This window comes from Microbacterium sp. 16-032, assembly GCF_041079455.1.
GTDB lineage: Bacteria > Actinomycetota > Actinomycetes > Actinomycetales > Microbacteriaceae > Microbacterium > Microbacterium testaceum_A.
Map to the genome: position 1 here is coordinate 218,057 of NZ_JBFYGQ010000005.1, position 23,966 is coordinate 242,022.

At 70.0% G+C, this 23,966-nt stretch carries 23 protein-coding genes; 6 read left to right on the forward strand and 17 right to left on the reverse strand.

Features of this window, described 5'->3' with window-relative positions; translation table 11 throughout:
* Window positions 1–4 precede the first annotated feature (4 nt).
* From AB6V31_RS12295 to guaB, 4 genes are all read right to left on the reverse strand, one after another.
* Window positions 5–1,120, reverse strand: a complete 1,116-nt coding sequence (locus AB6V31_RS12295; RefSeq protein ID WP_056226486.1) for a GuaB3 family IMP dehydrogenase-related protein — start codon at window positions 1,118–1,120, stop codon at window positions 5–7.
* Window positions 1,121–1,135: 15 nt separating this feature from the next.
* The gene (locus AB6V31_RS12300; RefSeq protein WP_369365967.1) at window positions 1,136–1,822 is read right to left on the reverse strand and encodes a TMEM175 family protein; all 687 of its coding nucleotides are present in this window, start codon (window positions 1,820–1,822) and stop codon (window positions 1,136–1,138) included.
* A gap of 31 nt (window positions 1,823–1,853) precedes the next feature.
* Window positions 1,854–3,542, reverse strand: a complete 1,689-nt coding sequence (locus AB6V31_RS12305) for an ABC-F family ATP-binding cassette domain-containing protein (protein WP_369365969.1) — start codon at window positions 3,540–3,542, stop codon at window positions 1,854–1,856.
* Between the two features lie 217 nt (window positions 3,543–3,759).
* A complete protein-coding gene (gene guaB, locus AB6V31_RS12310; RefSeq protein ID WP_074696505.1) occupies window positions 3,760–5,262 on the reverse strand; it encodes an IMP dehydrogenase in 1,503 nt (500 codons plus the stop codon).
* A 346-nt stretch (window positions 5,263–5,608) separates the two neighbouring features.
* Between guaB and AB6V31_RS12315 the strand changes: the two genes are divergently transcribed.
* Genes AB6V31_RS12315 through AB6V31_RS12330 form a run of 4 tightly spaced genes read left to right on the forward strand, consistent with a single transcriptional unit; the run spans window position 5,609 to window position 9,596 of the window.
* A complete protein-coding gene (locus AB6V31_RS12315; RefSeq protein ID WP_081349859.1) occupies window positions 5,609–6,898 on the forward strand; it encodes a branched-chain amino acid ABC transporter permease in 1,290 nt (429 codons plus the stop codon).
* A gap of 7 nt (window positions 6,899–6,905) precedes the next feature.
* Complete coding sequence (locus AB6V31_RS12320; protein WP_056226471.1) at window positions 6,906–7,889, forward strand: branched-chain amino acid ABC transporter permease; 984 nt, start codon at window positions 6,906–6,908, stop codon at window positions 7,887–7,889.
* A gap of 37 nt (window positions 7,890–7,926) precedes the next feature.
* Entirely contained in the window at window positions 7,927–8,877 is a 951-nt protein-coding gene (locus tag AB6V31_RS12325; protein ID WP_235556969.1) for an ABC transporter ATP-binding protein, read from the forward strand.
* Window positions 8,874–9,596 carry an ABC transporter ATP-binding protein gene (locus AB6V31_RS12330; RefSeq protein WP_141375095.1) on the forward strand — a complete coding sequence of 241 codons (723 nt, stop codon included), beginning with the start codon at window positions 8,874–8,876 and terminating at the stop codon, window positions 9,594–9,596. Before AB6V31_RS12325 ends, AB6V31_RS12330 begins: the two co-directional genes overlap by 4 nt.
* Window positions 9,597–10,137: 541 nt before the next feature.
* Here the strand turns inward: AB6V31_RS12330 and AB6V31_RS12335 are convergent.
* The 3 genes from AB6V31_RS12335 to groES all read right to left on the reverse strand — a co-directional run bounded on the left by AB6V31_RS12335 (window position 10,138) and on the right by groES (window position 13,031).
* Entirely contained in the window at window positions 10,138–11,487 is a 1,350-nt protein-coding gene (locus AB6V31_RS12335) for an ABC transporter substrate-binding protein (protein ID WP_056226462.1), read from the reverse strand.
* 167 nt (window positions 11,488–11,654) lie between these two features.
* Window positions 11,655–12,596 (reverse strand): EamA family transporter RarD, encoded by a 942-nt coding sequence (rarD, locus tag AB6V31_RS12340; RefSeq protein WP_056226459.1) that lies wholly within the window; start codon window positions 12,594–12,596, stop codon window positions 11,655–11,657.
* A gap of 138 nt (window positions 12,597–12,734) precedes the next feature.
* A complete protein-coding gene (gene groES, locus AB6V31_RS12345) occupies window positions 12,735–13,031 on the reverse strand; it encodes a co-chaperone GroES (protein ID WP_013583903.1) in 297 nt (98 codons plus the stop codon).
* A gap of 132 nt (window positions 13,032–13,163) precedes the next feature.
* Between groES and AB6V31_RS12350 the strand changes: the two genes are divergently transcribed.
* Entirely contained in the window at window positions 13,164–14,351 is a 1,188-nt protein-coding gene (locus tag AB6V31_RS12350; RefSeq protein WP_074696503.1) for a class I SAM-dependent methyltransferase, read from the forward strand.
* A 9-nt stretch (window positions 14,352–14,360) separates the two neighbouring features.
* Here AB6V31_RS12350 and AB6V31_RS12355 read toward each other — a convergent pair whose 3' ends face one another.
* From AB6V31_RS12355 to tsaB, 4 genes are read right to left on the reverse strand one after another with little or no spacing between them, the layout of a single operon-like run.
* On the reverse strand, window positions 14,361–14,825 hold the full coding sequence (locus AB6V31_RS12355) for a hypothetical protein (RefSeq protein ID WP_369365973.1): 465 nt from the start codon (window positions 14,823–14,825) through the stop codon (window positions 14,361–14,363).
* The gene (gene tsaD / locus AB6V31_RS12360; protein WP_369365974.1) at window positions 14,822–15,922 is read right to left on the reverse strand and encodes a tRNA (adenosine(37)-N6)-threonylcarbamoyltransferase complex transferase subunit TsaD; all 1,101 of its coding nucleotides are present in this window, start codon (window positions 15,920–15,922) and stop codon (window positions 14,822–14,824) included. The genes AB6V31_RS12355 and tsaD overlap by 4 nt, the downstream gene beginning before the upstream one ends.
* Window positions 15,922–16,488 carry a ribosomal protein S18-alanine N-acetyltransferase gene (gene rimI / locus AB6V31_RS12365; protein WP_369365976.1) on the reverse strand — a complete coding sequence of 189 codons (567 nt, stop codon included), beginning with the start codon at window positions 16,486–16,488 and terminating at the stop codon, window positions 15,922–15,924. The genes tsaD and rimI overlap by 1 nt, the downstream gene beginning before the upstream one ends.
* Window positions 16,488–17,120: a tRNA (adenosine(37)-N6)-threonylcarbamoyltransferase complex dimerization subunit type 1 TsaB gene (gene tsaB, locus AB6V31_RS12370; protein WP_369365978.1), complete on the reverse strand. Its 633-nt coding sequence runs from the start codon at window positions 17,118–17,120 to the stop codon at window positions 16,488–16,490. The genes rimI and tsaB overlap by 1 nt, the downstream gene beginning before the upstream one ends.
* Before the next feature lie 64 nt (window positions 17,121–17,184).
* Between tsaB and AB6V31_RS12375 the strand changes: the two genes are divergently transcribed.
* A complete protein-coding gene (locus AB6V31_RS12375; protein ID WP_369365981.1) occupies window positions 17,185–18,153 on the forward strand; it encodes an alpha/beta fold hydrolase in 969 nt (322 codons plus the stop codon).
* Here the strand turns inward: AB6V31_RS12375 and tsaE are convergent.
* The 6 genes from tsaE to AB6V31_RS12405 form a co-directional block, all read right to left on the reverse strand.
* Window positions 18,131–18,580, reverse strand: a complete 450-nt coding sequence (tsaE, locus tag AB6V31_RS12380) for a tRNA (adenosine(37)-N6)-threonylcarbamoyltransferase complex ATPase subunit type 1 TsaE (protein WP_056228324.1) — start codon at window positions 18,578–18,580, stop codon at window positions 18,131–18,133. The two genes, AB6V31_RS12375 and tsaE, sit on opposite strands and share 23 nt — an antisense overlap.
* 50 nt (window positions 18,581–18,630) lie before the next feature.
* Window positions 18,631–19,752 carry an alanine racemase gene (alr, locus tag AB6V31_RS12385; protein WP_369365982.1) on the reverse strand — a complete coding sequence of 374 codons (1,122 nt, stop codon included), beginning with the start codon at window positions 19,750–19,752 and terminating at the stop codon, window positions 18,631–18,633.
* The gene (locus AB6V31_RS12390; RefSeq protein WP_369365984.1) at window positions 19,749–20,156 is read right to left on the reverse strand and encodes a holo-ACP synthase; all 408 of its coding nucleotides are present in this window, start codon (window positions 20,154–20,156) and stop codon (window positions 19,749–19,751) included. The genes alr and AB6V31_RS12390 overlap by 4 nt, the downstream gene beginning before the upstream one ends.
* A gap of 104 nt (window positions 20,157–20,260) precedes the next feature.
* Window positions 20,261–22,111 (reverse strand): glutamine--fructose-6-phosphate transaminase (isomerizing), encoded by a 1,851-nt coding sequence (glmS, locus tag AB6V31_RS12395; RefSeq protein ID WP_144782708.1) that lies wholly within the window; start codon window positions 22,109–22,111, stop codon window positions 20,261–20,263.
* A gap of 10 nt (window positions 22,112–22,121) precedes the next feature.
* Window positions 22,122–23,159: an HTTM domain-containing protein gene (locus AB6V31_RS12400; RefSeq protein ID WP_369365986.1), complete on the reverse strand. Its 1,038-nt coding sequence runs from the start codon at window positions 23,157–23,159 to the stop codon at window positions 22,122–22,124.
* Window positions 23,156–23,965, reverse strand: a complete 810-nt coding sequence (locus tag AB6V31_RS12405) for a DUF5819 family protein (RefSeq protein ID WP_369365988.1) — start codon at window positions 23,963–23,965, stop codon at window positions 23,156–23,158. The genes AB6V31_RS12400 and AB6V31_RS12405 overlap by 4 nt, the downstream gene beginning before the upstream one ends.
* Window position 23,966: the final 1 nt, after the last annotated feature.

Genomic DNA, 23,966 nt, shown 5'->3' on the forward strand with positions numbered 1-23,966 from the left:
GTGATCAGTGCCCGTAGGGGGCGACGACGACCTCGACGCGCTGGAACTCCTTGAGGTCGGAGTATCCCGTGGTGGCCATCGACTTCTTGAGCGCACCGATGAGGTTGGCGGTGCCGTCGGCGACGGGGGCGGGGCCGTAAAGGACCTGCTCGAGAGGACCCACGCGGTCGACCTCGACCCGGCGTCCGCGGGGAAGCTCGGGGTGGTGGGCCTCGGGACCCCAGTGGTACCCGCGCCCGGGGGCGTCGGTGGCGCGGGCCAGCGCGACACCGAGCATGACGGCGTCGGCACCCATGGCGAGGGCCTTCACGATGTCACCCGAGGTGCCCACGCCGCCGTCGGCGATGACGTGCACGTAGCGTCCGCCCGACTCGTCGAGGTAGTCGCGTCGGGCCCCGGCCACGTCGGCCACGGCCGTGGCCATGGGCGCGTGCAGCCCGAGCGTTGCGCGCGTCGTCGAAGCGGCGCCGCCGCCGAAGCCGACCAGCACGCCCGCGGCACCGGTGCGCATGAGGTGCAGGGCCGCCGTGTAGGTGGCGGCCCCGCCCACGATGACGGGGACGTCGAGGTCGTAGATGAACTTCTTGAGGTTGAGGGGCTCGGCCACCTTCGACACGTGCTCCGCCGACACGGTGGTCCCGCGGATGACGAAGAGGTCGACGCCCGCGGCGACGACGGTCTCGTACAGGTCGTTCGTGCGCTGCGGGGTGAGGGCACCGGCGACGGTGACGCCCGCGGCGCGCACCTCGGCGAGGCGGTCGCGCACGAGCTCGGGCTTGATCGGCTCGGAGTACAGCTGCTGCATGCGGCGCGTGGCGTCGGCCTCGGGCAGCGTCGCGATCTCGGCCAGCAGCGGCTCGGGGTCGTCGTAGCGCGTCCACAGGCCCTCGAGGTCGAGGACGCCGAGCCCACCCAGGCGCCCGAGCTCGATCGCGGTGCGAGGGCTGACCACGGAGTCCATGGGCGCACCGAGCACCGGGATCTCGAACGGGAACGCGTCGATGGTCCACGCGGTCGAGACGTCTTCGGGGTTGCGCGTGCGCCGCGACGGCACGACGGCGATGTCGTCGAAGGTGTACGCGCGGCGGGCGCGCTTGGCGCGGCCGAGATCGATCTCCATGGTCACCCGACCAGCCTACCCGCGCCCTCCGACATCGCCGTCGGCCGCGTCGGACTCCCCCGCAGACGCAGAGGGAGGCGACAACGGGTCGTCCGATCCCCGCAGGAGTCGCGTGAGAAGGCCGTCGAAGGCGAACAGCAGGAAGCCGATCGAGCCGAGTACCGGGCTCAGCACCATCGCCGCGGCGCTCAGGATGACCGCGCTGAGGCTCGCGCGGCCCAGTCGTCGCGCATCGTCCCGGGTCAGATCGGCGATCGCGCCCGAGCGCACGGCCCAGGCCCACTGCAGCCACCCCATCACGATCGCGAGGAAGAAGTTGACCGGCAGCAGCACGCGCCCGAGCAGCAGATCCGAGTGCGAGGTGTCCAACGACGACGTGAAGGGCACGAACACCACCAGCAGCAGCCGGATGTTGTTGATCCACATGCCGGTGTCGTCGATGCGCACGATCCACTCGAACTGCCGCACGTGGGTCATCCACATCACGCACAGGATGAGGAAGCTGATGACGAACGAGAACAGCGGGTGCGCGAGATCGAGAAGCCCGCGGGCGAGTTCGTCGTCGGTGGTGGGCGAGCCCAGCGACTGGTCGGTGAGCCCCAGCACGAGCAGGGTCGCCGCGATGGCGAAGACGCCGTCGGTGAACGCCTCGGTCCGCCGCGCCGACATCGACGCCGCCGGGTGACTGCGCCGTCGGATCATGCGCACAGCGTAGCCGCGCCCATCCGGCGCGTCACCGCGCCCGCACGACCCGTTTCTCGTCCCACACGGGCTCCGCCGCCTCGTACACCTCCCCGTCCGAGCCGAACACGACGAACCGGTCGAACGACCGCGCGAACCACCGATCGTGCGTGACGGCGAGGACGGTGCCCTCGAACCGCGACAGCGCATCCTCCAGCGCCTCGGCCGAGGCGAGGTCGAGGTTGTCCGTCGGCTCGTCGAGCAGCAGGAGTGTCGTGCCCGAGAGCTCCAGCAGCAGCACCTGGAACCGCGCCTGCTGCCCGCCGCTCAACGTGTCGAACGCCTGCTGGGCCTGCGCGATGAGGCCGTAGCGATCGAGCGCCGAGCTCGCGGCATCCCTCGGCATTCCCGCCCGGTTGTCGTCACCGCGATGAAGCAGGTCCAAGAGGGTTCTCCCGACGAACTCCGGATGCCGATGCGTCTGGGCGAACCACCCGGGGACGACCCGGGCGCCCAGGATGGCGCGACCGGAGTGGGCGACCCGATCGAGCCCGGCGCCCACGGTGGTGACGTGCCCGAGACGCGCGTCGGGGTCGGTGCCTCCGCCGGCGAGAAGACGCAGGAAGTGAGATTTGCCCGACCCGTTCGAGCCGAGCACGGCGACGCGATCGCCGAACCACACCTCGAGGTCGAACGGCTTCATGAGCCCGGACAGCTCGAGCCGCTCCGTCACCACCGCGCGCTTACCCGTGCGCGCTCCGCGGAGGCGCAGCTGCAGATCCTGCTCGGGCGGGCGCTCCTCGGGCGGTCCGCCCTGCTCGAACTTCGACAGGCGCGTCACCGCCGCCTGGTAGCGCGAGGCGAAGCCGTCGTTGGCGGCCGCGGCCACCTTCATGCGGGCGACCAGCGCGCGCAGCTTCTCGTGCTCATCGTCCCAGCGGCGACGCAGTTCCTCCAGGCGGGCCATGCGGTCCTCCCGCGCGGCGCCATACGTGCCGAATCCCCCGCCGTGCACCCACGCGGTGCTGCCCGCGGCTCCCCTCTCGAGGGTGACGATGCGGTCGGCGGCGCGGGCGAGCAGTTCGCGGTCGTGCGAGACGAGCAGCACGGTCTTGGCCGTGGCTCGCAACTGCTCCTCGAGCCAGCGCTTGCCGGGCACGTCGAGGTAGTTGTCGGGCTCGTCGAGCAGGAGCACGTCGTCGGGTCCGCGCAGCAGGGCCTCCAGGGCGAGCCTCTTCTGCTCGCCGCCCGACAGCGTCGACAGGTCGCGGAACCGCGCCCGCTCGTACGGCAGCCCGAGGGCGGCCGTCGTGCAGGTGTCCCAGACCGTCTCGTGCTCGTAGCCGCCCGCGTCGGCGTAGTCGGCGAGCGCCGAGGCATACCGCAGCTGGGTGTCGAGGTCGTCGTGCTCGATGAGGGCGTCCTCGGACGCCTCGAGCTCGATCGCCGCACGTCGGATGCGGGTCGGCGAGACGGACACGAGGAGGTCGTGGACGCTCTCTTCGTCGCGCCCGTGCCCGACGAACTGGTCCATCGCTCCGAGCGAGCCACCCATCGACACGACACCGCCGTGCGCCTTCTCGTCACCGCGGATGATGCGCAGCAGCGTCGTCTTCCCCGCGCCGTTGGGACCGACCAGAGCGGTCGTCACCCCCTCGCCGACGCGGAACGTCACCTCGTCGAGCAGGGGCCTGCCGTCGGGCAGCGTGAACGAGAGGGCGGCGAGGTCGAGGTATCCCATGGCGAATTCCGGGTCGGCCGCTCGTGGCGGCGGAGGCGACTGCGGATGCCCACGGCAGTCCCCCGTCGGCCCGCGGCTGGCGAGCCGGCCAGCTTATCGGCATCCGGATGCCGTGTCCCCAGCGACCACCCGGGCTTCGGGCGGCTACCGACGAGGAGCCGCGGCGAAACGACGACGGGCCGGGCAGTCGCCTGCCCGGCCCGTTCGTGGGGAACGCCTACTTCTTGTAGTTCGGCGCTTCGACGACGATCTGCACGTCGTGCGGGTGCGACTCCTTGAGTCCCGCCGAGGTGATGCGGACGAACTTGCCCTTGGTCTTGAGCTCCTCGACCGTGCGAGCGCCGACGTAGAACATCGACTGACGCAGCCCGCCGATGAGCTGGTAGGCCACGGCCGCCACGGGGCCGCGGTAGGGCACCTGGCCCTCGATGCCCTCGGGGATCAGCTTGTCGTCGCTGGGGACGTCGGCCTGGAAGTAGCGGTCCTTCGAGTACGAGGTCTTCTTGCCGCGCGTCTGCAGCGCACCGAGCGAGCCCATCCCGCGGTACTGCTTGAACTGCTTGCCGCCCTGGAAGACGATCTCGCCCGGCGACTCGTCGGTTCCGGCGAGGAGCGAGCCCAGCATGACGGTGTCGGCGCCCGCCACGAGGGCCTTGGCGATGTCGCCCGAGTACTGCAGGCCGCCGTCGGCGATCACGGGCACGCCCGCGGGGATCGCCGCCTTCGCCGCCTCGTAGATCGCGGTGACCTGCGGCACGCCGACGCCGGCGACGACGCGGGTGGTGCAGATGGAGCCCGGTCCGACGCCGACCTTCACGGCATCCACCCCCGCGTCGATGAGCGCCTGGGCGCCCTCGCGCGTCGCGACGTTGCCGCCGATGACGTCGACGTGGTCGAAGGTGGAGTCGGCCTTCAGGCGACGCACGATGTCGATCACGCCGGCCGACTGCCCGTTCGCGGTGTCGACCACGAGCACGTCGACGCCCGCGTCGCGCAGGGCCTCGGCGCGCTGCCACGCGTCGCCGAAGAAGCCGATCGCCGCGCCCACGCGCAGGCGCCCCTGCTCGTCCTTGGTGGCGAGCGGGTACTTCTCGCTCTTGTCGAAGTCCTTGATGGTGATGAGGCCGGCGAGCTTGCCGTCGTCGTCGACGAGCGGGAGCTTCTCGACGCGGTGCTTGGCGAAGGTCGCGATGACGTCGTTGGCGTGGATGCCGACGTGCCCGGTGATCAGACCGTCCTTGGTCATGACGTCCTTGACCTTGGTGGTCTGACGCTCGAAGCCCGAGACGAAGCGCATGTCGCGGTTGGTGATGATGCCGACCAGCACGCCGTCGGGGTCGACCACCGGCAGACCCGAGATGCGGTACTGCGCGCACATCGCGTCGACCTCGGCCACCGTGGCATCCGGGTTCGTGGTGATGGGGTTCGAGACCATGCCCGACTCGCTGCGCTTGACCTGGTCGACGATGCCGGCCTGGTCCTCGATCGAGAGGTTGCGGTGCACGATGCCGATACCGCCCTGGCGCGCGATCGCGATCGCCATGCGCGCTTCGGTGACGGTGTCCATCGCGCTCGAGAGCAGGGGCGTCGCCACCGTGATGCGGCGGCTCAGACGCGACGACGTGTCGGCCTCGCTCGGGATGACGTCGGTGTGGCCAGGAAGCAGCAACACGTCGTCGTAAGTCAGTCCGATGAATCCGAACGGGTCGTGCTGCTCCATGAATCCTCCTGCGCGCGCGGCGCCTGCTCGAAAAGGGACGTCGTCGGCTGGGGCGCGTGCGAGGCGCTCCGCCTGAAAGTGTAAGCGCCGGAGGGGCGTCTTTTCTTCCCCGCCCGCGCGGTATACCCCACCCTGCGCTCTTCCCTCTACCCCCGTTCCGCATTCTCGACGGCGCCGGAAATGCGCAACGCACAGCGAATCCATCGCATCCAGGTATCGTTCTCGCATCGACTGCTGCGATGGAAACAACGCGGCAATATTCCCGGACTACGGTGTCCGGGCGGCGACGGTCCACGTCGTCGAACGACCAGGAGGTTTCGTGACCACTCGGCAAGCATCCCCACGGATGCCTCGCCGTCGACGCTCGATCTTGACGCTGTTGTCAGGACTCTTCGCTGCCGCCCTGGTGCTCGGGTTCGCCCCGGCATCGACGGCAGCCGTCAACGATGAGGATCTTCCCTATTCGATCACGGTGAACGTGCGCTCCGAAGGTGAGCCCGTCGCTCAAGCGAAGGTGACCGCCACAGACGGTTCCTTCACCGGCGAGGCCACAACGGACGAGCGCGGTCGCGCGACGATCAAGGTCCCCACGAAAGAGGGGGCGTGGACGGTCGACCTCGACCGCAACTCGCTCCCCTCGGGAGTCACCGTCCCCGACGGGCAGGAGTTCGAGCGGCAGGTGCAGTTCGGCAGCTCCAGCACCGTCTCGAGCAACTTCACCCTCGGCGCCGCAGAGCGTCAGACGGTCGGCTTCATGGACCAGCTGCTCTCTCGCACGGTGAACGGCCTGAACTTCGGTCTCATGCTCGCCCTCGCCGCGATCGGCCTCTCCCTCGTGTTCGGCACGACGGGCCTGTCGAACTTCGCGCACGGCGAGATGGTGACCTTCGGTGCCATCGCCGCCCTCTTCTTGAGCGCCGGCACCGGGTGGTCGATCTGGATCGCCATCCCGCTCGCGGTGATCCTCTCGGGGGTCTTCGGACTCGCGATGGATGCCGGGATCTGGCGGCCCCTCCGGCGCAAGGGCCTCGGCATCGTCCAGCTCATGATCGTCTCGATCGGTCTCTCGCTCGCGCTGCGCTACATCTTCCAGATCTTCATCGGTGGTGGCACGCAGCAGCTCCCGGGGGCGTCGAGCGACATCATCCCGGGCCTCGGGTCGATCCGCATCAGTGTCACCGACCTGACCAGCATGGGCATCTCGATCGTCGTCATCGCGGCGTTCGCGTGGTTCCTCACGCGCACGCGACTGGGTCGCGCCACGCGCGCGGTGTCGGACAACCCGTCGCTGGCCGCTGCGAGCGGCATCGACGTCGACAACGTCGTGCGCATGGTCTGGATCCTGTCATCGGCGCTGGCCGGTCTCGCGGGCGTCCTGTGGGCCTACTTCCGCCCCGGCATCCGCTGGGACATGGGTTCCGGCATCCTGCTTCTCATGTTCGCCGCCGTCGTGCTCGGCGGACTCGGTACCGCGTTCGGAGCCCTCATCGGCTCGATCGTGGTCGGCCTCCTCGTCGAGGTGTCCACCCTGTGGATCCCCTCCGACATGAAGTATGTGGGCGCCCTCGTCGTGCTCATCGTCATCCTCCTCTTCCGGCCGCAGGGCATCCTCGGCCGCCGAGAGCGAATCGGGTAGGTAAACCATGGACTTCCTGCAGATCCTCTCGAACACGGCCTCGCAGATCCTCGCGCCGGCCACGTTCGGTTACGCCCTCGCCGCCATCGGCCTGTCGATGCACTTCGGCTTCGCCGGCCTCCTCAACATGGGCGTCGCCGGCTTCATGGCCATCGGCGCGTACGGCTTCGCGATCTCCATCCTGACGTTCGGACTCGCGTGGCCGATCGCGGCCCTGATCGGTTTCGCCGCCGCCGTCGTGTTCGCGCTCATCATGGGCATCCCGACGCTGCGACTGCGAGGCGACTACCTCGCCATCGTCACGATCGCGGCCGCCGAGATCCTCCGTCTGGTGTTCCTGACCTCGACCTTCCGCGGCGTCACGGGCTCGGCCGACGGTCTGTTCAACTTCCAGTCCGGCTGGCGCGGCGAGAACAACCCGCTCCCCGCGGGCGACTACGGCTTCGGCCCGTGGACCTACAACGCCAACCGGTGGTACGTCATCATTCTCGGCCTGCTCGCCGTCGTGGTCGCCGTGCTCCTGGTCTGGATGCTCATGCGCAGCCCCTGGGGTCGCGTCATCCGCGGCATCCGAGAAGACGAGGACGCCGTGCGCGCGCTCGGCAAGAACGTCTTCGCCTTCAAGATGCAGGCGCTCGTCATCGGCGGCGTGATCATCGCGGCGGGCGGCATCATCACCGCGATGGACACGAACGTGAACCCGAACGTGTACGTCACGTCGCAGACGTTCTTCGTCTACACGGCGTTGCTCCTCGGTGGGGCCGCGACGATCTTCGGCCCGGTGCTCGGCGCGGTGCTGTTCTGGGTCGTGCGCGCGTTCCTGTCGAACCTGCTGCCGGCGCTGTCCTCGATCGGACTGCTGCCGTTCCTCACCGCCGACCAGTCCCAGATGCTCGTCTTCGTCATCGTCGGCGTCGCGCTCATGCTGCTCGTGATCTTCCGCCCCCAGGGAATCCTGGGCAGCAAGAAGGAGATGACCTTTGTCCGATGAGTCCACGCCGGTCGTGCCCAGCGCTCCCGCGCAACGGGTGAAGGCGACCGGACTGCACAAGGGCGAGATCGCCCCCGGCGTCGCCAAAGTCGATCCGATCATCGTCGCCGACAACGTCCGTCGCGACTTCGGCGGCAACACCGCCGTCGACGTGAAGCACCTCGAGATCCCGCGCAACGCCATCACGGCGCTGATCGGGCCCAACGGTGCGGGCAAGACGACGCTGTTCAACCTGCTCACCGGTTTCGACAAGCCCAACAGCGGCCAGTGGTCGTTCGACGGTCGCAACCTCGCCGGTATCCCCGCGTTCAAGGCGGCCCGGATGGGCCAGGTCCGTACGTTCCAGCTCACCAAGGCGCTGGGCCTTCTGACCGTGCTCGAGAACATGAAGCTGGGCGCCACGAAGCAGAAGGGCGAGAGCCTGCTCTCGAGCATCCTCCCCTTCGTCTGGCGCAAGCAGGAGACCGCCAACGACGAGAAGGCGCGCGATCTGCTGAAGCGGTTCAAGCTCGACTCCAAGGAGACGGACTTCGCCGCGTCACTCTCGGGCGGTCAGCGCAAGCTCCTCGAGATGGCGCGAGCGCTCATGAGCGACCCGACGCTGGTCATGCTCGACGAGCCGATGGCCGGTGTCAACCCGGCGCTGACGCAGTCGCTGCTCGACCACATCCTCGACCTGAAGGATCTCGGGATGACCGTGCTCTTCGTCGAGCACGACATGCACATGGTCCGCCACATCGCCGACTGGGTCGTGGTGATGGCCGAGGGCAAGATCGTCGCCGAGGGACCGCCCGACACCGTCATGAAGGACCAGGCCGTGATCGACGCCTACCTCGGAGCCCATCAGGACGTCGACCTCGGCGTCGTCACGGGTCGCCACGAGGGGACGGTCGATTCGGCCGCCGCCGCCGAGCTGCTCGAGACCGCTCAGCAGGTCGACGCCGCGATCGACAACGAGTCGTCGCACGAGAAGGAGGACGGTCGATGACCGCCAACGTTGTCGAGCTCCGCGACGTTCACGCCGGCTACCTGCCGGGCGTGAACATCCTCAACGGCGCCAACCTCACCGCCGCTCCCGGCGAGCTGATCGGCATCATCGGCCCCAACGGCGCCGGCAAGTCCACGATGCTCAAGGCGATCTTCGGTCAGGTGAAGGTGCGCTCGGGCTCGGTCCTGCTGCAGGGCGAGGAGATCACGGGGCTGCGGGCGAACAAGCTCGTCGCGAAGGGCGTCGGGTTCGTCCCCCAGACGAACAACGTCTTCCCGAGCCTCACGATCGCCGAGAACCTGCAGATGGGTCTCTACCAGCGGCCGAAGGGGTTCACCGAGCGCGTCGACTTCGTCACGAGCATCTTCCCCGACCTCGCCAAGCGCCTGAAGCAGCGGGCGGGATCGCTGTCGGGCGGTGAGCGCCAGATGGTCGCCATGGGCCGCGCGCTCATGATGGACCCGAAGGTGCTGCTGCTCGACGAGCCGTCGGCCGGTCTCTCTCCCGTCCGTCAGGACGAGGCGTTCATCCGCGTCTCCGAGATCAACAAGGCCGGCGTGACCTGCATCATGGTGGAGCAGAACGCCCGCCGCTGCCTGCAGATCTGCGACCGCGGCTACGTGCTCGACCAGGGCCGTGACGCCTACACGGGCACGGGTCGCGAGCTCATGGACGACCCGGCCGTGATCGGTCTGTACCTGGGCACGCTCGGCACCTGAGCCGCGCTCCCGCCGGAAGGCCCGAGTCCCCCTGGGGCTCGGGCCTTCTTCGTTCGGTGAGGCTGCGCTCCCCCGCCCCTGCCGACGAGCAGCGCACCCGTGCACCCGGTGCGGCCGCGGGCTCCGCCATCCGCTTCCGTCGACGAGCCGACTCGCGCATCCGCCCGTCGCGCGGTGAACCCGGCCACCCGCCCCGCCGAAGAGCGGCGCGCTCGTCCGTCCGTCGCGGCCTCGGGCTCCGGCATCCCTCCCGCGCCCGTCCGACTCGACACCGGCGACGAGCCCGCGGAACCCGGATCGCGCCGCCCGCGTCCTACGGCCCCCGTCGGTGACCGATCCAGGATGCCGCGACGCCCCGCCGACGGGCGCGTCCCTCGTCCGCGGGTCCTTTCCGGATGCCGCGACGTCCCGCCCCCGCTCCGCCCCTCGCCCGCGGGTCCGCTCCAGACCCCACCGACGCCCGGGAACCGCCCTCGGCGCCGCTGCGCGCACGACAAGAGGCCCCGGGACCGAAGTCCCGGGGCCTCTCAGAGGGAACCGATCAACCGGCGCGGAGCCAGCTGTAGTTGTTGTCGTCGCCGTACTCGAAGACACCGATGGTGGCCTGCGTCGGGTCGCCCACGTCGTTGAACGTGATCGGGCCCGAGACGCCGTCGTAGTCGGCTTCGCCGCCGCCGACGATGATGTCGGCGCACTGGGCGTAGCTGGTGCACTTCGTGCCGTTGCCCGAACCGCCCGAGACCGCCTGCATGTTCGCGGCCACGTCGGGACCGGCCGCCGAGCCCGCCTTCAGCGCCGCGAGGGCGAGGAGGACGACCGAGTCGTACGACTCGGGGGCGTAGGTGTAGTCCTCGAGCTTGGCGTTGCCCTTACCCGTCCAGAACGAATCCAGCGTGCTGCGGAAGGTCGCCGTCGAGTCGGGGTCGACGCTGGGGTACGTGCCCTTGGCACCGGTGAGGGTGCCGTTGGGGAACTGCGTGCCGAAGTTCTTCAGGTTGCCGTCGACGAAGAACAGCTTGTCCTTCGCGAAGCTGGCCGTCAGGTCGGGGATGATCGTCGAGACCTCGTCGAACGTGATCAGGGCGATCGCGTCGGGCTTCTGGGCCAGGACGTCCTCGATCTGCGCCGAGAAGTTCGTGTCACCGGTGTTGTAGAGGCTGGTGGCCACGACGGATCCGCCCGCGCCCTCGAACGCCTTCTTGGTGAAGCACGCGAGGCCGGTGCCGTACGAGTCGTTCAGCACGATCATGCCGAGGGTCTCGTTGCCCTCGGAGGCGATCAGGTTGCCGAGAACCTCGCCCTGGAGCACGTCCGAGGGAGCAGTCCGCCAGTACAGGCCCTTGTCGTTGTAGCCCGTGAAGGCCGCCGAGGTGTTGGCCGGCGAGATCTGAACGGCGTTGGCCGCGATGACCTGGTCGATGAACTGCAGCGAGGTACCCGACGACGCCGCACCCACGATGGCCGTTGCACCGGCGCCGAGCAGGCGCGGGATCTCGGTCTCGTAGGCCTTGTTGTCGGTGTCACCCGAGTCGCCCTGGATGAGGTTGATGTTGACGCCCTTGTTGGCGGCGTTGATATCGGATGCCGCGAGCTCGGTGCCCGCGATCTCGGGCGGGCCGAGGAAGGCGAGGTTACCCGTGACGGGCAGGGCCGTACCGATGTTGTACGTGAGGTCCTTGGCGGGGCCGGTCGAGGTCGACGAGTACTCGGGCGTGTACGAGGCGGGTTCGGCGGCGTTGCAGTCGATCGGGAAGTCGCCCCCACCGGCGGCGTTGCCGGAGTCGGACGGAGTGCTGGTGCCGGTACAACCGGCGAGGACGAGCGCGGTGACGCCGACCACGGCGAAGCCGCCGATGATCTTCGCCGCACGCGAACGGGAGAGGACACTCATATGGGTGCTCCTTGGTGAGGTGGAACCGCGCGGATAACCCGCTCGGATTGTGACAAACCTAATGGCGCACTTGTAGCCGTGATGTTGCAATGTGTTAACGGTCGATTACGCGACCTAATCGTTACTTTCGCGAGGCAATTGCGGGCCGAGAAACGAAGGAAAAGGCGTCACACGGGCTCGACGACATCGACCGGAGCCCGCCGATGACGACGCGAAGCGACGACGGAGTCGACGCTGAGGATCGCGAGAGCCGCCCAGACGAGGGCGAAACCGACCCAGCGCTCCACCGTCATGGGCTCGTGCAGCACCCACACCCCGATCGCGAACTGGATGATCGGCGCGACGAACTGCAGCAGGCCGATGACGGTGAGTGGCACGCGTCGCGCACCCGAGGCGAACAGCAGCAGGGGGACGGCCGTGACGGCCCCCGCCGAGAGGAGGAGAACCGTGTGCAGCGTTCCCGCCGTGCCCAGGGTGATCCCCGTGAGATTCGCGACGAACACCAATTGGATGGCGGCGACCGGCAGGAGCCAGAGCGATTCGAGGGTGAGCCCGCTGACGGCATCCACCGCCGGCCCGATCTGCTTCTTCACGAGACCGTAGAAGCCGAACGAGAAGGCGAGGGTCAGCGCGATCCAGGGGAACGCGCCGTAGCCGATGACGATCACCGCGACCGCGACGACGGCGAGGCCGATGGCGATCCACGGCACGAGGCGCAGCCGCTCGCGCAGCACGATGACTCCGAGCAGCACGGTCACGATCGGGTTGATGAAGTAGCCCAGGCTCGTCTCGATGACCCGATCGGTCAGCGCGCCGAATAGATAGGTCTGCCAGTTCACGTAGATGAGCACGCCGGCCACCGCGGTGAGCCCCATCAGACGCGGCTGGCGCACGATCGCGAGGAACGGCCGCCACATGCGCAGCACCGTCAACAGCAGCAGGCAGAAGACGAACGCGAGGATGATCCGCCAGGCCACGACCTCGAACGGGCCGGTGGGCTTGAGCTGCAGGAAGTAGATCGGCAGGACGCCCCACAACAGGTAGGCGCCGAGGGCGTACAGCGCACCGCGGGTGCTCCCACCGGTCGGAGCGGAGGGAGCGGAGGTCACCGATCCAGCCTAGGGCTCCGCTCGCGCGTCGGGCCGCCGACCATCGCGCCTTTCCTGCCAGAGGGAGCCGATGAGGGCCGGGGACGACGAAGGCCCCGGATGCCGTGGCATCCGGGGCCTTCGAACGATCTCACTCGATCAGCGGACGACGACCGCCAGGACGTCGCGAGCCGAGAGCACGAGGTACTCCTCGGCGCCGAACTTGACCTCGGTGCCGCCGTACTTGCTGTAGAGCACGCGGTCGCCGACGGCGACGTCGAGGGGGACACGGTTGCCGTTGTCGTCGATGCGGCCGGGGCCGACGGCGACGACTTCGCCCTCCTGCGGCTTCTCCTTGGCGGTGTCGGGGATGACGAGACCACTCGCAGTGGTCTGCTCAGCCTCGACCTGCTTGATGACGATGCGGTCCTCGAGCGGCTTGATGGAAACCGACACGGTCTACCTCTTCTTTCTCGTTACAGAAGACTTGTCAGCACTCACGCGGGGAGAGTGCTAATTCGAGTGTAGAGAAGCGCTGGCACTCACGCAACGCGAGTGCCAGCAACGACCCGCGCCTAGGCTGAATCGGTGGATACCACCGAGCTGACCGCCCTGCTCACACCCGAGGGCCTGCGCCTCCTCGACGAGGTGGGCGCCCTCGACTCGACCGACGAGGTCGCCCGAGCCGTGTCGCGCCTGCGAGCCGCCGGGCACTCTCCCGATCTCGTCTCGGCCGTCGTCGGGCAAGCGCGCCTCCGCGTCCGTGCGGCCGCGAAGTTCGGCCCCTTCGCCGAGCGGATGCTCTTCACGAAGGCCGGCCTCGAACAGGCCACGCGCCTGTCCATCGCCGCCCGACACGCGGGTCGCTTTCGCGCCGCGGGGATCGACCGCGTGACCGACCTCGGCTGCGGGATCGGCGGGGACGCCCTCGGGATGGCGGGTCTCGGCGTCCGGGTGCACGCCGTCGACGCCGACGAGGTGACCGCCGCGATCGCCGCCTACAACCTCGCCCCCTTCGGCGACGCGGCCACGGTGCAGCACGCGCGGGCCGAGGACGTCGACCTGAGCGGGACGGATGCCGTCTGGCTCGATCCCGCGCGCCGCACCGCGGGGCACGCCGAGACGCGACAGGTGTCGTCCGCCGAGTGGTCGCCGTCTCTCGAGTGGGTCTTCGAGCTGCTGAAGACGAAGCCGGGTGGGGTGAAGCTCGGGCCGGGATTCGACCGCACGCAGATCCCCGACGACGTCGAGGCGCAGTGGATCAGCGCCGACGGCTCGACCATCGAACTCGTCCTCTGGGCCGGATCCCTCGCCCGTGCGGGCGTGCGACGCGCCGCACTCGTGGTGCGGGGCGCAGACGCCTGGGAGCTCACCGCCCCGGCCGACAGCGCCGATGTCGCGGACCGCGAACTCGGCGCGTTCGTCCACGAGCCCGACGGCGCCGTCATCCGCGCACGGCTCATCGGCGAGGTCGGACGAGCCCTGGATGCCGGCATGCTCGCGCCCGGCATCGCGTACCTGACCTCCGACGCGGCGTTGACGAGCCCGTTCGTGTCGTCGTTCCGCGTGCGCGAGCAGCTGCCGTCCGACCCGAAGAAACTCGCTCAGGCCCTCCGCACCCGGGGCATCGGCACGCTGGAGATCAAGAAGCGCGGTGTCGATGTGGATCCGGCGGTGCTCCGCAAGAAGCTCGCGCTTCGCGGGGACGCGTCCGCCACGCTCATCCTCACGCGCGTGGGGTCGAAGCGGCTCGCCCTCCTGGCCGACCGCGTCTGACGACCCGGGTCACCCGACCGAGAGCTGCGAGAAACCCCAGATCAACCATCCGACGCTGAACGCAATCGACACCACCGCGAGAGCGAGAGCCCAGACGGCGACCCGTCGGCTGTCGTGCGCCCGGCGGAGGGAGACGGTCGCGAGGATCGCCCCGACGACACCGATCGGCACCAGCCACCCGGTGAACAGCGCCGCCGCGAGGGCGATGATCGCCACCCCCAGGGCCCAGGGCGCGACGGACGGCGGCTTCGGCGGAACGGGCGGCGCGTACGGGATCAGATGATCGCCGAACGCGGCCATCTCGAGTTGAGCGGTCGGCAGGCGACCGTCGTCATCGTCACCCGCGTCGGGGGTCGTCATCTCGGAACCCGCCGCCCGGACGTCGGCGGGCAGAGGTGGCACGGGAGGCAGCTCGACCGCGGGGGCGACGTCCTCCTTGCGGGCCCGACGCGTGGGCGGTGGCACCTCGGTCACGGGGTGGCTCCCGCGCGCGGCGCCGGGGTCTCGGCATCCGGATCCTCCGCCACCTGGATCTCGGTGACGGGGAGCGTCGAATCGGCCCCGAAGGCGAGGGTCGAGGGGCGACGGCCCGACGAGATGAGCTCCGCCGCGAGCGCAGCGATCATCGCGCCGTTGTCGGTGCACAGCCGCAGCGGCGGGATGCGCACGGCGACCCCGGCGGCCGCCGCACGCTCGAGAGCGACATCGCGCAGGCGCTTGTTGGCGATCACGCCACCGCCGAGCAGCAGACGCGGCACGCCGTGCCGCGCGCACGCGTCGAGGGCCTTCGTCACGAGCACATCGACGACGGCCTCGCGGAACGACGCGGCGACGTCGGCCACCGGCACGGGCTGACCCGCGGCCTCATGCTGCTCGACCCAGCGCGCCACGGCCGTCTTCAGCCCCGAGAACGAGAAGTCGTAGCGGTGGGATGCCATGTCGGAGGCGCGGGAGAGGCCGCGCGGAAAACGGATCGCCGTCGGGTCGCCCTCGGCTGCGGCACGATCGATCTCGGGGCCACCGGGGTACGGGAGCTTCAGCAGGCGGGCGACCTTGTCGAACGCCTCACCGGCGGCGTCGTCCATCGTCTCGCCGAGGAGCTCGACGTCGCTCGTCAGGTCGCGCACCAGCAGGAGCGAGGTGTGCCCGCCGCTGACGAGCAGGGCGACGGTCGGGTACTCCAGCTCCCCCGCGTCGGCGTCGAGGATGTCGGCGGCGATGTGCCCGACGAGGTGGTTGACGGCGTACAGCGGCTTGTCGAGGGCGACCGCGAGCCCCTTGGCGGCACCCACGCCGACCATCAGGGCACCCGCCAGGCCCGGCCCGCTCGTCACCGCCACGGCGTCGAGATCCGCGAGGGTCACACCGGCGTCGGCGAGGGCCGCGTCGATCGAGGGCTGCAGAGCCTCGAGGTGGGCGCGCGCGGCGACCTCGGGCACGACCCCGCCGTAGCGGGCGTGCTCGTCCATGCTCGAGGCGATCGTGTTGCTAAGCAGCTGTCGACCGCGCACGATCCCGATACCGGTCTCGTCGCAACTGGTTTCGATGCCGAGCACGAGAGGCGCGTTCATCAGCACCAGCCCTTTCCGGTGGTGGTCGGGGAGGACGGCGCCTCCGCGCCGTCGACGGGCGGAGAGCTCTCGGTCGAGGCGGATGCGGGGGCCGTCGGCTCCGCCCGCCGGACGACCCAGCCGCGCAGGTTCAGCTGCATGACGATCGCGTCGACGTCGTCGGGTTGGTAGTAGCGGGGGCGACGCCCCACCTCGGCGAACCCCTCCGAGAGGTACAGCTTCTGGGCGACGGAATTGTCGGCGCGCACCTCGAGGAACACGTCGTGGACCCCGCGGCGCGCGGCCTCGTCGAGCAGAGCGGTCAGCAGGGCTCGGCCCCGCCCCCGACCCCGGGCGGCCTCGGAGATCGTGATGGTCTGGATGTCGGCATCCCGAGCCCCGCGCACAGCGCGCAGACCCGCGTAGCCGAGGACCCGCCCTGCCTCTTCGGCGACGACGTACCAGCCGTGCGGCGACCCGAGCTCCTCGCGCATCATCGCCGGGCTCCACGCGTCGGTCGGGAACGAGGCGTGCTCGAGCGCCATGATCCCGTCGAGGTCGGCGACGGTGGCGGTCCGCGTCGCCATCAGCTCACCCGCTTCGGCGCGTGGGCGGCGACGACGTCGGGGCTGCGCAGGTACAGGGGCTCCGAGTCCGCGAGCGTGCGGCCGGCGTCGAGGGCTCGCGCCGCGGCGAGCGCGATCATCGCGGCCGACACGATCGTGGCATCGTACCGACGCGCACCGGCCGCATCGAGCCGGGCGTCGAGGTCGTCACGGGGGCTCAGCTGCGCACCGGAGACCCGAACGGGAAGACCGTCGTCGTCGATGCCCTCGTAGACGCTGTAGGCGAACTCCTTGCGGCGTGCATCGGTGACGACGGCGAACCGACCGGTATCGCCGCCCGTCAACGCGTCGGAGAGGAGGACGCCGAGGGCGATGCCGTCGTGGCTCGGCACGGGCAGGACCGGCACCCCGCGCCCGAGGGCGTAGACGCGGGCCGTGGCGATGCCCACCCGCAGCCCGGTGAAGGGTCCGGGGCCCATGCCGATCGCGACGTGCGTGGGGGCGGGCGCTCCGGCGGTCGCGCGGACCAGCAGATCGCCGATCACCTCCGCGTGGCCGAGGGGATTGCCGCTCTGCTCGTCGGCGAGCACTTCCCCGTCGCGGGCGATCGCGGCGACGGCGGTGCCGAGCGAGGTGTCGATGCCGAGAATCACGGTTCCAGGGTATCCGCCCCCTCTCCACGGCATCCGACCGCGCCCTCCGCTCCGAAGAAAGGGCATGGATGCCGACGACCTCGCGCTGCGGCGCGTCGTGGTCCCCACCGGGGTCGGGCCGCTGGTGGTGCACGCCGGCCGCCGGTCGGGCAGCCCCGTGGCGACGATCCTGGTGCACGGCGCCGCGGGGTCGTGGCGCACCTGGGGTGCCCTGATCGCGGCATCCGACGGGCTCCGGCTCCCCCTGTCGGACATCGTCGCGATCGACCTACCCGGCTGGGGCGAGACGCCCGGACCCGTGCCGGAGCCGGCCGAGATCGCCGTGGCGGTCGCCGCGGCCGCTCGCGCGCTCGGCTACCCGCGTTGGCGCGTGGTCGGGCATTCCCTCGGCGGCGTGATCGCTCTCGACGTCGCCGCCCGCTTCCCGCGCGAGACCGTCGCGGTCGGGGTCGTCTCACCGAGCGGAGCGGGGGCGCGGGCCATCGCGCGGCACCCCGTCCGCAGCGCCGCCCGGCTGCCCTGGCTCGCGGGGATGGTGCTCGCGATGCGGGTGCTGCGCGGACTCGGCCCCCTCGCCCGCCCGTTGCTGCGCCTGCTGCGTCGTACCGGCGCGTTGCGTCGTCTCGCGCGACCGCTGTTCCGGCACCCCGAGCGTGTGAGTCGGTCGGTGACCGACGACCTCGCCGAAGAGATCCGCCCGTCGGCCTTCCTCGCCGCGGCGCACCTCTCGACCGGCCACGACGACGGCGTCTGGCGTCGGATCACCTGTCCGGTGCGATCGGTGCGGGGCGCGCACGACGTGTTCGTCGCCGAGCGCGACGCTCGGGAATGGGGGCGCCTCATGAACGATTACGACGATCGCGTCCTCGACGACAGCGGGCACTTCGCCCACGTCGAGCAGCCGGTCGAGACGCTCCGGGCCCTGCGCGAGGTGTGGGCGGCAGACCGCGCTCCGGCTCCCCGCGGAGGATCCGGGCGCCCCCGCTCATCCATCGCGCGGCGCTCGAACCTCAGGGGCGACGCGAGATCGTGACCCGGCGCGGGGCGTCGGCGTCGAGTTCGACGGTGTGCACCGCGATCTCGCCGCACGCGTTGTCGACGCCTCGGCCCCCGACCTGACGATCGATCTCGATCTCCCACCACGAGTCGGCGAGGTATTCGGCGACACCGCGACCCCACTCGACGATCACCGCCGACCCCGCGACGTCGATGTCGAGGTCGTCGAGCTCAACGGCGGCTCCGAGCCGGTACGCGTCCACGTGCACCAGCGGCGTCCCGCCGACCAGGGACGGGTGAGTGCGGGCGATCACGAAGGTGGGGCTCTGAACGGGACCCCGGATGCCGAGACCCTCGCCGATACCTCGGGTCAGGGTCGTCTTTCCGGCGCCGAGGGGGCCGGTCATCACGATCACGTCACCCGGCTCGAGAGCGCGACCGATGCTCCGTCCGAGCTCCTCCATGTCGCCCGGGCCCTCGACGATCCTCTCGCCCAGCACACTATCGGGAACGCTCACGCGCGGACCTCCCGTCGGGGCACGCGCGCTCCCACGCGCGTGACGATCTCGTAATCGATGGTGCCGGCGGCATCCGCCCAGTCCCGTGCGGCGGGGACGCCCAGCGTCGGATCGCCGAAGAGCACCACCTCGTCGCCCACCGCGACCGGGTGATCGCCCACGTCGACGACGAACTGGTCCATCGCGATCCGACCCGCCACCGTGAAACGGCGACCGTTGATCGACACCGGCCCGCGCCCCGAGGCCTGCCGGGGCACGCCGTCGGCGTAGCCGAGCGGCACCAGGGCGAGCGTCGTCTCGCGCTCTGTGCGGTGGTCGTAGCCGTACGAGACGCCCGTGCCCGGGGGCACGCGCCGCACCGCCGCGACCGCGCCGCGCAGCGTCATTGCGGGGCGCAGCCCCAGGTCGGCGGACGAGCGGTCGTCGAAGGGCGAGATGCCGTACAGCCCGATGCCGATGCGCACGCACCCCAGGCGGGTCTCGGGGAGGGCGATGGCGGCGTTCGTGGCCGCGAGATGACGCAGCGGGGGGTTCAGCCCCACCGAGGCCGCGAGCACCACGCCCTCTTCGAAGCGCGCGAGGGCGGCACGATCGTCGTCGACACTCGTGTTCGACAGGTGCGAGAACAGACCGACGACCCGGAGTCGCCCGATGCGTTCGAGTCGCGCGGCCTCCGAGAACACCGTGCGCCAGTCCGCCGGGGCGATGCCGTTGCGCGACAGCCCCGTCTCGATCTTCAGGTGCACGGCGGCGGGGCGCTCACCGCGGGCCGCGTCGGCCGCGCGCAGAAGCTGGTCGATGTCGGAGATCCCCAGTTCGACCTCCTCGCGCACGGCCTCGACGAAAGAGGCCCCCGGCGCGTGCAGCCAGGCGAACAGGGGCGCCGTGATGCCCGCGCGACGCAGCGCCAACGCCTCGTCGATGTCGGACACGCCGATGCGCGTCGCTCCCCCGCGCAGAGCAGCGGCCGCGGCGCGGTATGCCCCGTGCCCGTAGCCGGCGGCCTTGACCACCGCGATGATCTCGGACCCCGTCAGCGCGCGCAGGTGGCGCACGTTCTCGGTGATCGCGTCGACGTCGATGACGGCTTCTCGCAGCACTCCCGGTTGCATCGTCATGCGCGGTCCTCTCGGAGGGGCGGGATTCGGGATGCCGACGACTCGGCGCCGACACGCGCCTCGGCGATGACGTACGCCGTCGCCAGGCCCGCATCGTGCGACATCGACAGGTGCAGGGCGGTGATGCCCCGCGCGGCGACCGTCGCGGCGGTCTCTCCGCTGAGCGAGAAGACGGGGCGTCCGGACGCCTCAGAGGTGACCTCAATGTCGGTCCAGTGCACGCCGTCCGACCCGCCGAGCGCCTTGATCAAGGCCTCTTTCGCGGCGTACCGGGCAGCCAGGGAACGGGGCTTCAGCACGCGCTCCGATGCCGAGAACAGACGAGGGAGCAGCCGGGGCGTCCGCTCCAGGTGCTCCTCGAACCGCGGCACGTCGACGAGGTCGACGCCGATACCGACGATCATGCGCCCTCCCCTCCTGGCATCCCTCTATTCTGCCGGTGCCCACCGACACCGAGACGACGAAGGGGCCGGATGCCACGGCATCCGGCCCCTTTTCGACGCGAGGTCTACTCGACCGTCACCGACTTGGCGAGGTTGCGCGGCTGGTCGACGTCGAGACCCTTCGCCTCGGCGAGGCCCATCGCGAAGATGTGCAGCGGAACGACGGCCAGCAGCGGCTCGAAGAGGGGGGCCGCGAGCGGGATCCGCAGCACCTCGTCGGCGGCGGGCAGCACGGCGACATCGCCCTCTTCGGCGATCGCGATGACGCGGGCGCCGCGGGCGCGGATCTCCTCGATGTTCGAGACGACCTTCTTGTGCATCTCGCCCGAGCCGCGGGGGCTCGGAACGACGACGAACACGGGCTGGCCGGGCTCGATCAGCGCGATGGGGCCGTGCTTGAGCTCTCCAGCGGCGAAGCCCTCGGCGTGGATGTAGGCCAGCTCCTTGAGCTTGAGCGCCCCCTCGAGGGCGATCGGGTAGCCGACGTTGCGGCCGAGGAACAGCACCGAGCGGGTGTCGGCCATCCAGTGCGCGAGCTGCTCGATGCGGGCCTGCTCGGTCTCGAGCACGCGAGCGATCTTGCCCGGGACGGCCTCGAGCTCGGTCACGGCTTCGACGGCGGCCATCGGGTCGATCGCGCCGCGCACCCGACCCACGTGCAGGGCCAGCAGGTACAGGGCGGTGATCTGCGCGACGAAGGCCTTGGTCGAGGCGACGGCCACCTCGGGACCCGCGTGGGTGTAGACGATCGCGTCGGACTCGCGCGGAATCGTCGCCCCCTGCGTGTTGCAGATCGACAGCGTCTTCGCACCGCGGGAGCTCGCGTACTTGACGGCCATGAGCGTGTCCATGGTCTCGCCCGACTGGCTGATCGACACGACCAGCGTGCGAGGGGTGAGCACGGGGTTGCGGTAGCGGAACTCGTGCGCCAGCTCGACGTCGACGGGAACACGGGTCCAGGTCTCGAGGGCGTACTTGCCGACCATGCCCGCGTAAGCGGCGGTGCCGCACGCGATGACGAGGATGCGATCGATGTCGGCGAGGAAGTCGTCCATCCCCTCGAGTTCGGGGATCTCGACGCGGCCCTCGTGGATACGGCCTCGGATGGTGTTGGCGACGGCCTCGGGCTCCTCCGAGACCTCCTTGGCCATGAACGACGACCAGCCGCCCTTCTCGGCGGCCGACGCGTCCCACGTGACCTCGAAGGCCTCGACCTCGACAGGAGCGCCCGAGAAATCGGTCACCTCGACACCCTCGGGGGTGATCGCAACGATCTCGTCCTGGCCGATCGCGAGCGCGTTGCGCGTGTGCTCGACGAAGGCGGCGACGTCGGAGCCGAGGAAGTTCTCGCCCTCGCCGAGACCGATCACGAGCGGCGAGTTGCGACGCGCACCGACGACGAGACCGGGGTGGTCCTCGTGCATCGCGAGGAGCGTGTAGGCCCCCTCGAGGCGCGAGACGACCGAACGGAAGGCCTGCACGAGGTCCTTCGTCCGTGCGTACTCGCGGCCGATCATAACCGCCGCGACCTCGGTGTCGGTCTCGCTGCGGAAGGCGAAGCCGTCACCCACGAGCTCGCTCTTGAGCTCGGCGAAGTTCTCGATGATCCCGTTGTGGATGACGGCGAGCTTGTCGTCGTCGGCCAGGTGGGGGTGGGCGTTGGCGTCGGTGGGGCCACCGTGCGTGGCCCAGCGGGTGTGGCCGATGCCCGTGGTGCCGTTGGGCATGGGCGTGGACTCGAGGTCGTCACGCAGGACGGCGAGCTTGCCCGCGCGCTTGCGCATGTCGAGCTGGCCGTCGCCGTCGATCACGGCGATGCCGGCGGAGTCGTACCCCCGGTACTCCAGACGCGACAGACCCGCCAGAAGGATGTCCTGGCTCTGCCGAGGACCCACGTAACCGATGATTCCGCACATGGGGTCGAGTCTACGTGGCGGGGCTGAGCAAACCCCTCCGCACCGAACCGAGGCGCGAACCCCGCCTGTTCCACGACCCGTCGCGGACCAGGAGCAAGTCGAGGGCGATCATCGCGAGCGAGAACGGCCACAGCCCCAGCAGGATCGCGATGCTCAGGTGCATTCCGGTGATGACGAACACCGCCGCGTAGCGCGTCGGCTTCCACAGGATGAGCACCGGGAACAGCATCTGCACCCAGAGCGCGGTCCAGGTCGCGAGTGCCACGACGGGCGCCGACTGCCAGGCGAGCTGGCTCAGGGCGGGCAGGACGTGGAACTGCTCGATGCTCAGCGCGTAGTAGATCGCCGTACCGTCCAGCCATTCCTCCCCCTGGAACTTCAGCACGCTCGAGACGACGTAGACGAGCAGGATCTGGAACACGCAGAGGATGAGCGCCGTGTTGTGGGCCCAGATCGCCAGCCACGGCGGCACCCAGGTCGGCATCCGTCCGGAAAGACGGGAGGGCCGGATGCCGCGGCGCCGGCGCATCCACGCATCCACCGAGAAGTGCCGACTCAGGTCGGCGAAGACGACGAAGAAGAGCACGATCCGCATGAGCGTGTCTCCGCCGTTGCCGAGCAGCGTGCTGTTGGTCGAGAGCCCCACCCAGAACACGAGCAGGACCGGGGTCACCCACCGCGTCTGGAATCCCACGACGAACAGGATCGCGAGAGCCAGCAGCACGTGGAACGAGAGGTCGAAGACCACCGCGTTGTCTTTCGGGAAGAGCATCCTCAGCGGTTCCCACCACCCACGCCGGTTGGCTTCGGGGTCGACCCACCAGGCTCCCGCACCCCAGAGGTAGTGGCGGTCGGCGTAGCTCGGCACCAGGACGATCAGCATCGCAACGCCGAAGAGCACGCGGAGGACGGAGAACCCGATCGTCGAATGCTTGCGCCCGGTCAGCCAGAGCTGCAGGCGCGGCCACAGCGTCGAAGGCGTGACGCGGTCCCGCCAGCCGGTCGTCGCGATGGTCTTCTCGTCGTCGACGGATGCCGATCGGTTCATCGTCCCGTGTACCTCTCGATGACTTCGTCGTAGATGGCCTGCACCTCATCCGATGGCGCGACCGCAGGTTGCCGCCACCCGAACGTCGTGTAGGAGGGTTCCGTCTGGCGCTCCGTGTCGAAGCGGTGGAGGAAGTCGTTCGGCCGATCGTGCTCGATGCGCCACCGGACGCGCTCGACATCGTGGTCGACGTACGCACTGCCGAAGGCGGACGAGAAGCGCACGAGCATGTAGTCGTACCGCAGGTAGCTCACCAGAGCGGCGCGGCTGCCCCCGAGATCGTCGAGCTCCTCGAGCAACGCCGACGGGTCCATCGGCGCGAAGGCGCCGTCGTTGACGCGGCGGATGAAGGTATCGCGCACGCGATCCCTCTGGTCGGTGCTGAGCGCCTGGTACCGCGTCAGGTAGGTCTGAGCGGCGTTGAAGCTGTTCTTCGAGATGCGAGAGGGAGTCGGGATGCCACGCGCCGCGGAGAACTCCGCGTCGGTGACGTCGACCCATTCGCTGCGCTGGAGCTCGCCGTTCTCCCGCCACTGCACCTGGATCTGGAGCGAGCGGTTCACCTTCATGATGTTCGGGGCGAACACGTTCCACCGTTGCTGGAAGTACGGGGCGAAGGCGGCCGACACGGCGGGACGCGTCGGGCTCGAGGGGACGGTGAACGACACCGCCACGAAGGCGTAGCCGAGGACGATGGCGAGGGTCATGGCGGCGGCGACCGCCGCCATGACCCCACCCGACCGCCGGGCGGAGGAAGGCCCCTCCGACACCCCCGCTTCGGGGGCTTCCTCCGCCGTGGTGGTCATC

Bases quoted from the DNA above. Each gene is read 5' to 3' on its own strand.
- AB6V31_RS12295 (WP_056226486.1), bottom strand. From the start codon at position 1,120: ATGGAGATCGATCTCGGCCGCGCCAAGCGCGCCCGCCGCGCGTACACC.
- AB6V31_RS12300 (WP_369365967.1), bottom strand. From the start codon at position 1,822: ATGATCCGACGGCGCAGTCACCCGGCGGCGTCGATGTCGGCGCGGCGG.
- AB6V31_RS12305 (WP_369365969.1), bottom strand. From the start codon at position 3,542: ATGGGATACCTCGACCTCGCCGCCCTCTCGTTCACGCTGCCCGACGGC.
- guaB (WP_074696505.1), bottom strand. From the start codon at position 5,262: ATGGAGCAGCACGACCCGTTCGGATTCATCGGACTGACTTACGACGAC.
- AB6V31_RS12315 (WP_081349859.1), top strand. From the start codon at position 5,609: ATGCCTCGCCGTCGACGCTCGATCTTGACGCTGTTGTCAGGACTCTTC.
- AB6V31_RS12320 (WP_056226471.1), top strand. From the start codon at position 6,906: ATGGACTTCCTGCAGATCCTCTCGAACACGGCCTCGCAGATCCTCGCG.
- AB6V31_RS12330 (WP_141375095.1), top strand. From the start codon at position 8,874: ATGACCGCCAACGTTGTCGAGCTCCGCGACGTTCACGCCGGCTACCTG.
- AB6V31_RS12335 (WP_056226462.1), bottom strand. From the start codon at position 11,487: ATGAGTGTCCTCTCCCGTTCGCGTGCGGCGAAGATCATCGGCGGCTTC.
- tsaD (WP_369365974.1), bottom strand. From the start codon at position 15,922: ATGAACGCGCCTCTCGTGCTCGGCATCGAAACCAGTTGCGACGAGACC.
- rimI (WP_369365976.1), bottom strand. From the start codon at position 16,488: ATGGCGACGCGGACCGCCACCGTCGCCGACCTCGACGGGATCATGGCG.
- AB6V31_RS12375 (WP_369365981.1), top strand. From the start codon at position 17,185: ATGGATGCCGACGACCTCGCGCTGCGGCGCGTCGTGGTCCCCACCGGG.
- tsaE (WP_056228324.1), bottom strand. From the start codon at position 18,580: ATGGAGGAGCTCGGACGGAGCATCGGTCGCGCTCTCGAGCCGGGTGAC.
- alr (WP_369365982.1), bottom strand. From the start codon at position 19,752: ATGACGATGCAACCGGGAGTGCTGCGAGAAGCCGTCATCGACGTCGAC.
- AB6V31_RS12390 (WP_369365984.1), bottom strand. From the start codon at position 20,156: ATGATCGTCGGTATCGGCGTCGACCTCGTCGACGTGCCGCGGTTCGAG.
- glmS (WP_144782708.1), bottom strand. From the start codon at position 22,111: ATGTGCGGAATCATCGGTTACGTGGGTCCTCGGCAGAGCCAGGACATC.
- AB6V31_RS12400 (WP_369365986.1), bottom strand. From the start codon at position 23,159: ATGAACCGATCGGCATCCGTCGACGACGAGAAGACCATCGCGACGACC.
- AB6V31_RS12405 (WP_369365988.1), bottom strand. From the start codon at position 23,965: ATGACCACCACGGCGGAGGAAGCCCCCGAAGCGGGGGTGTCGGAGGGG.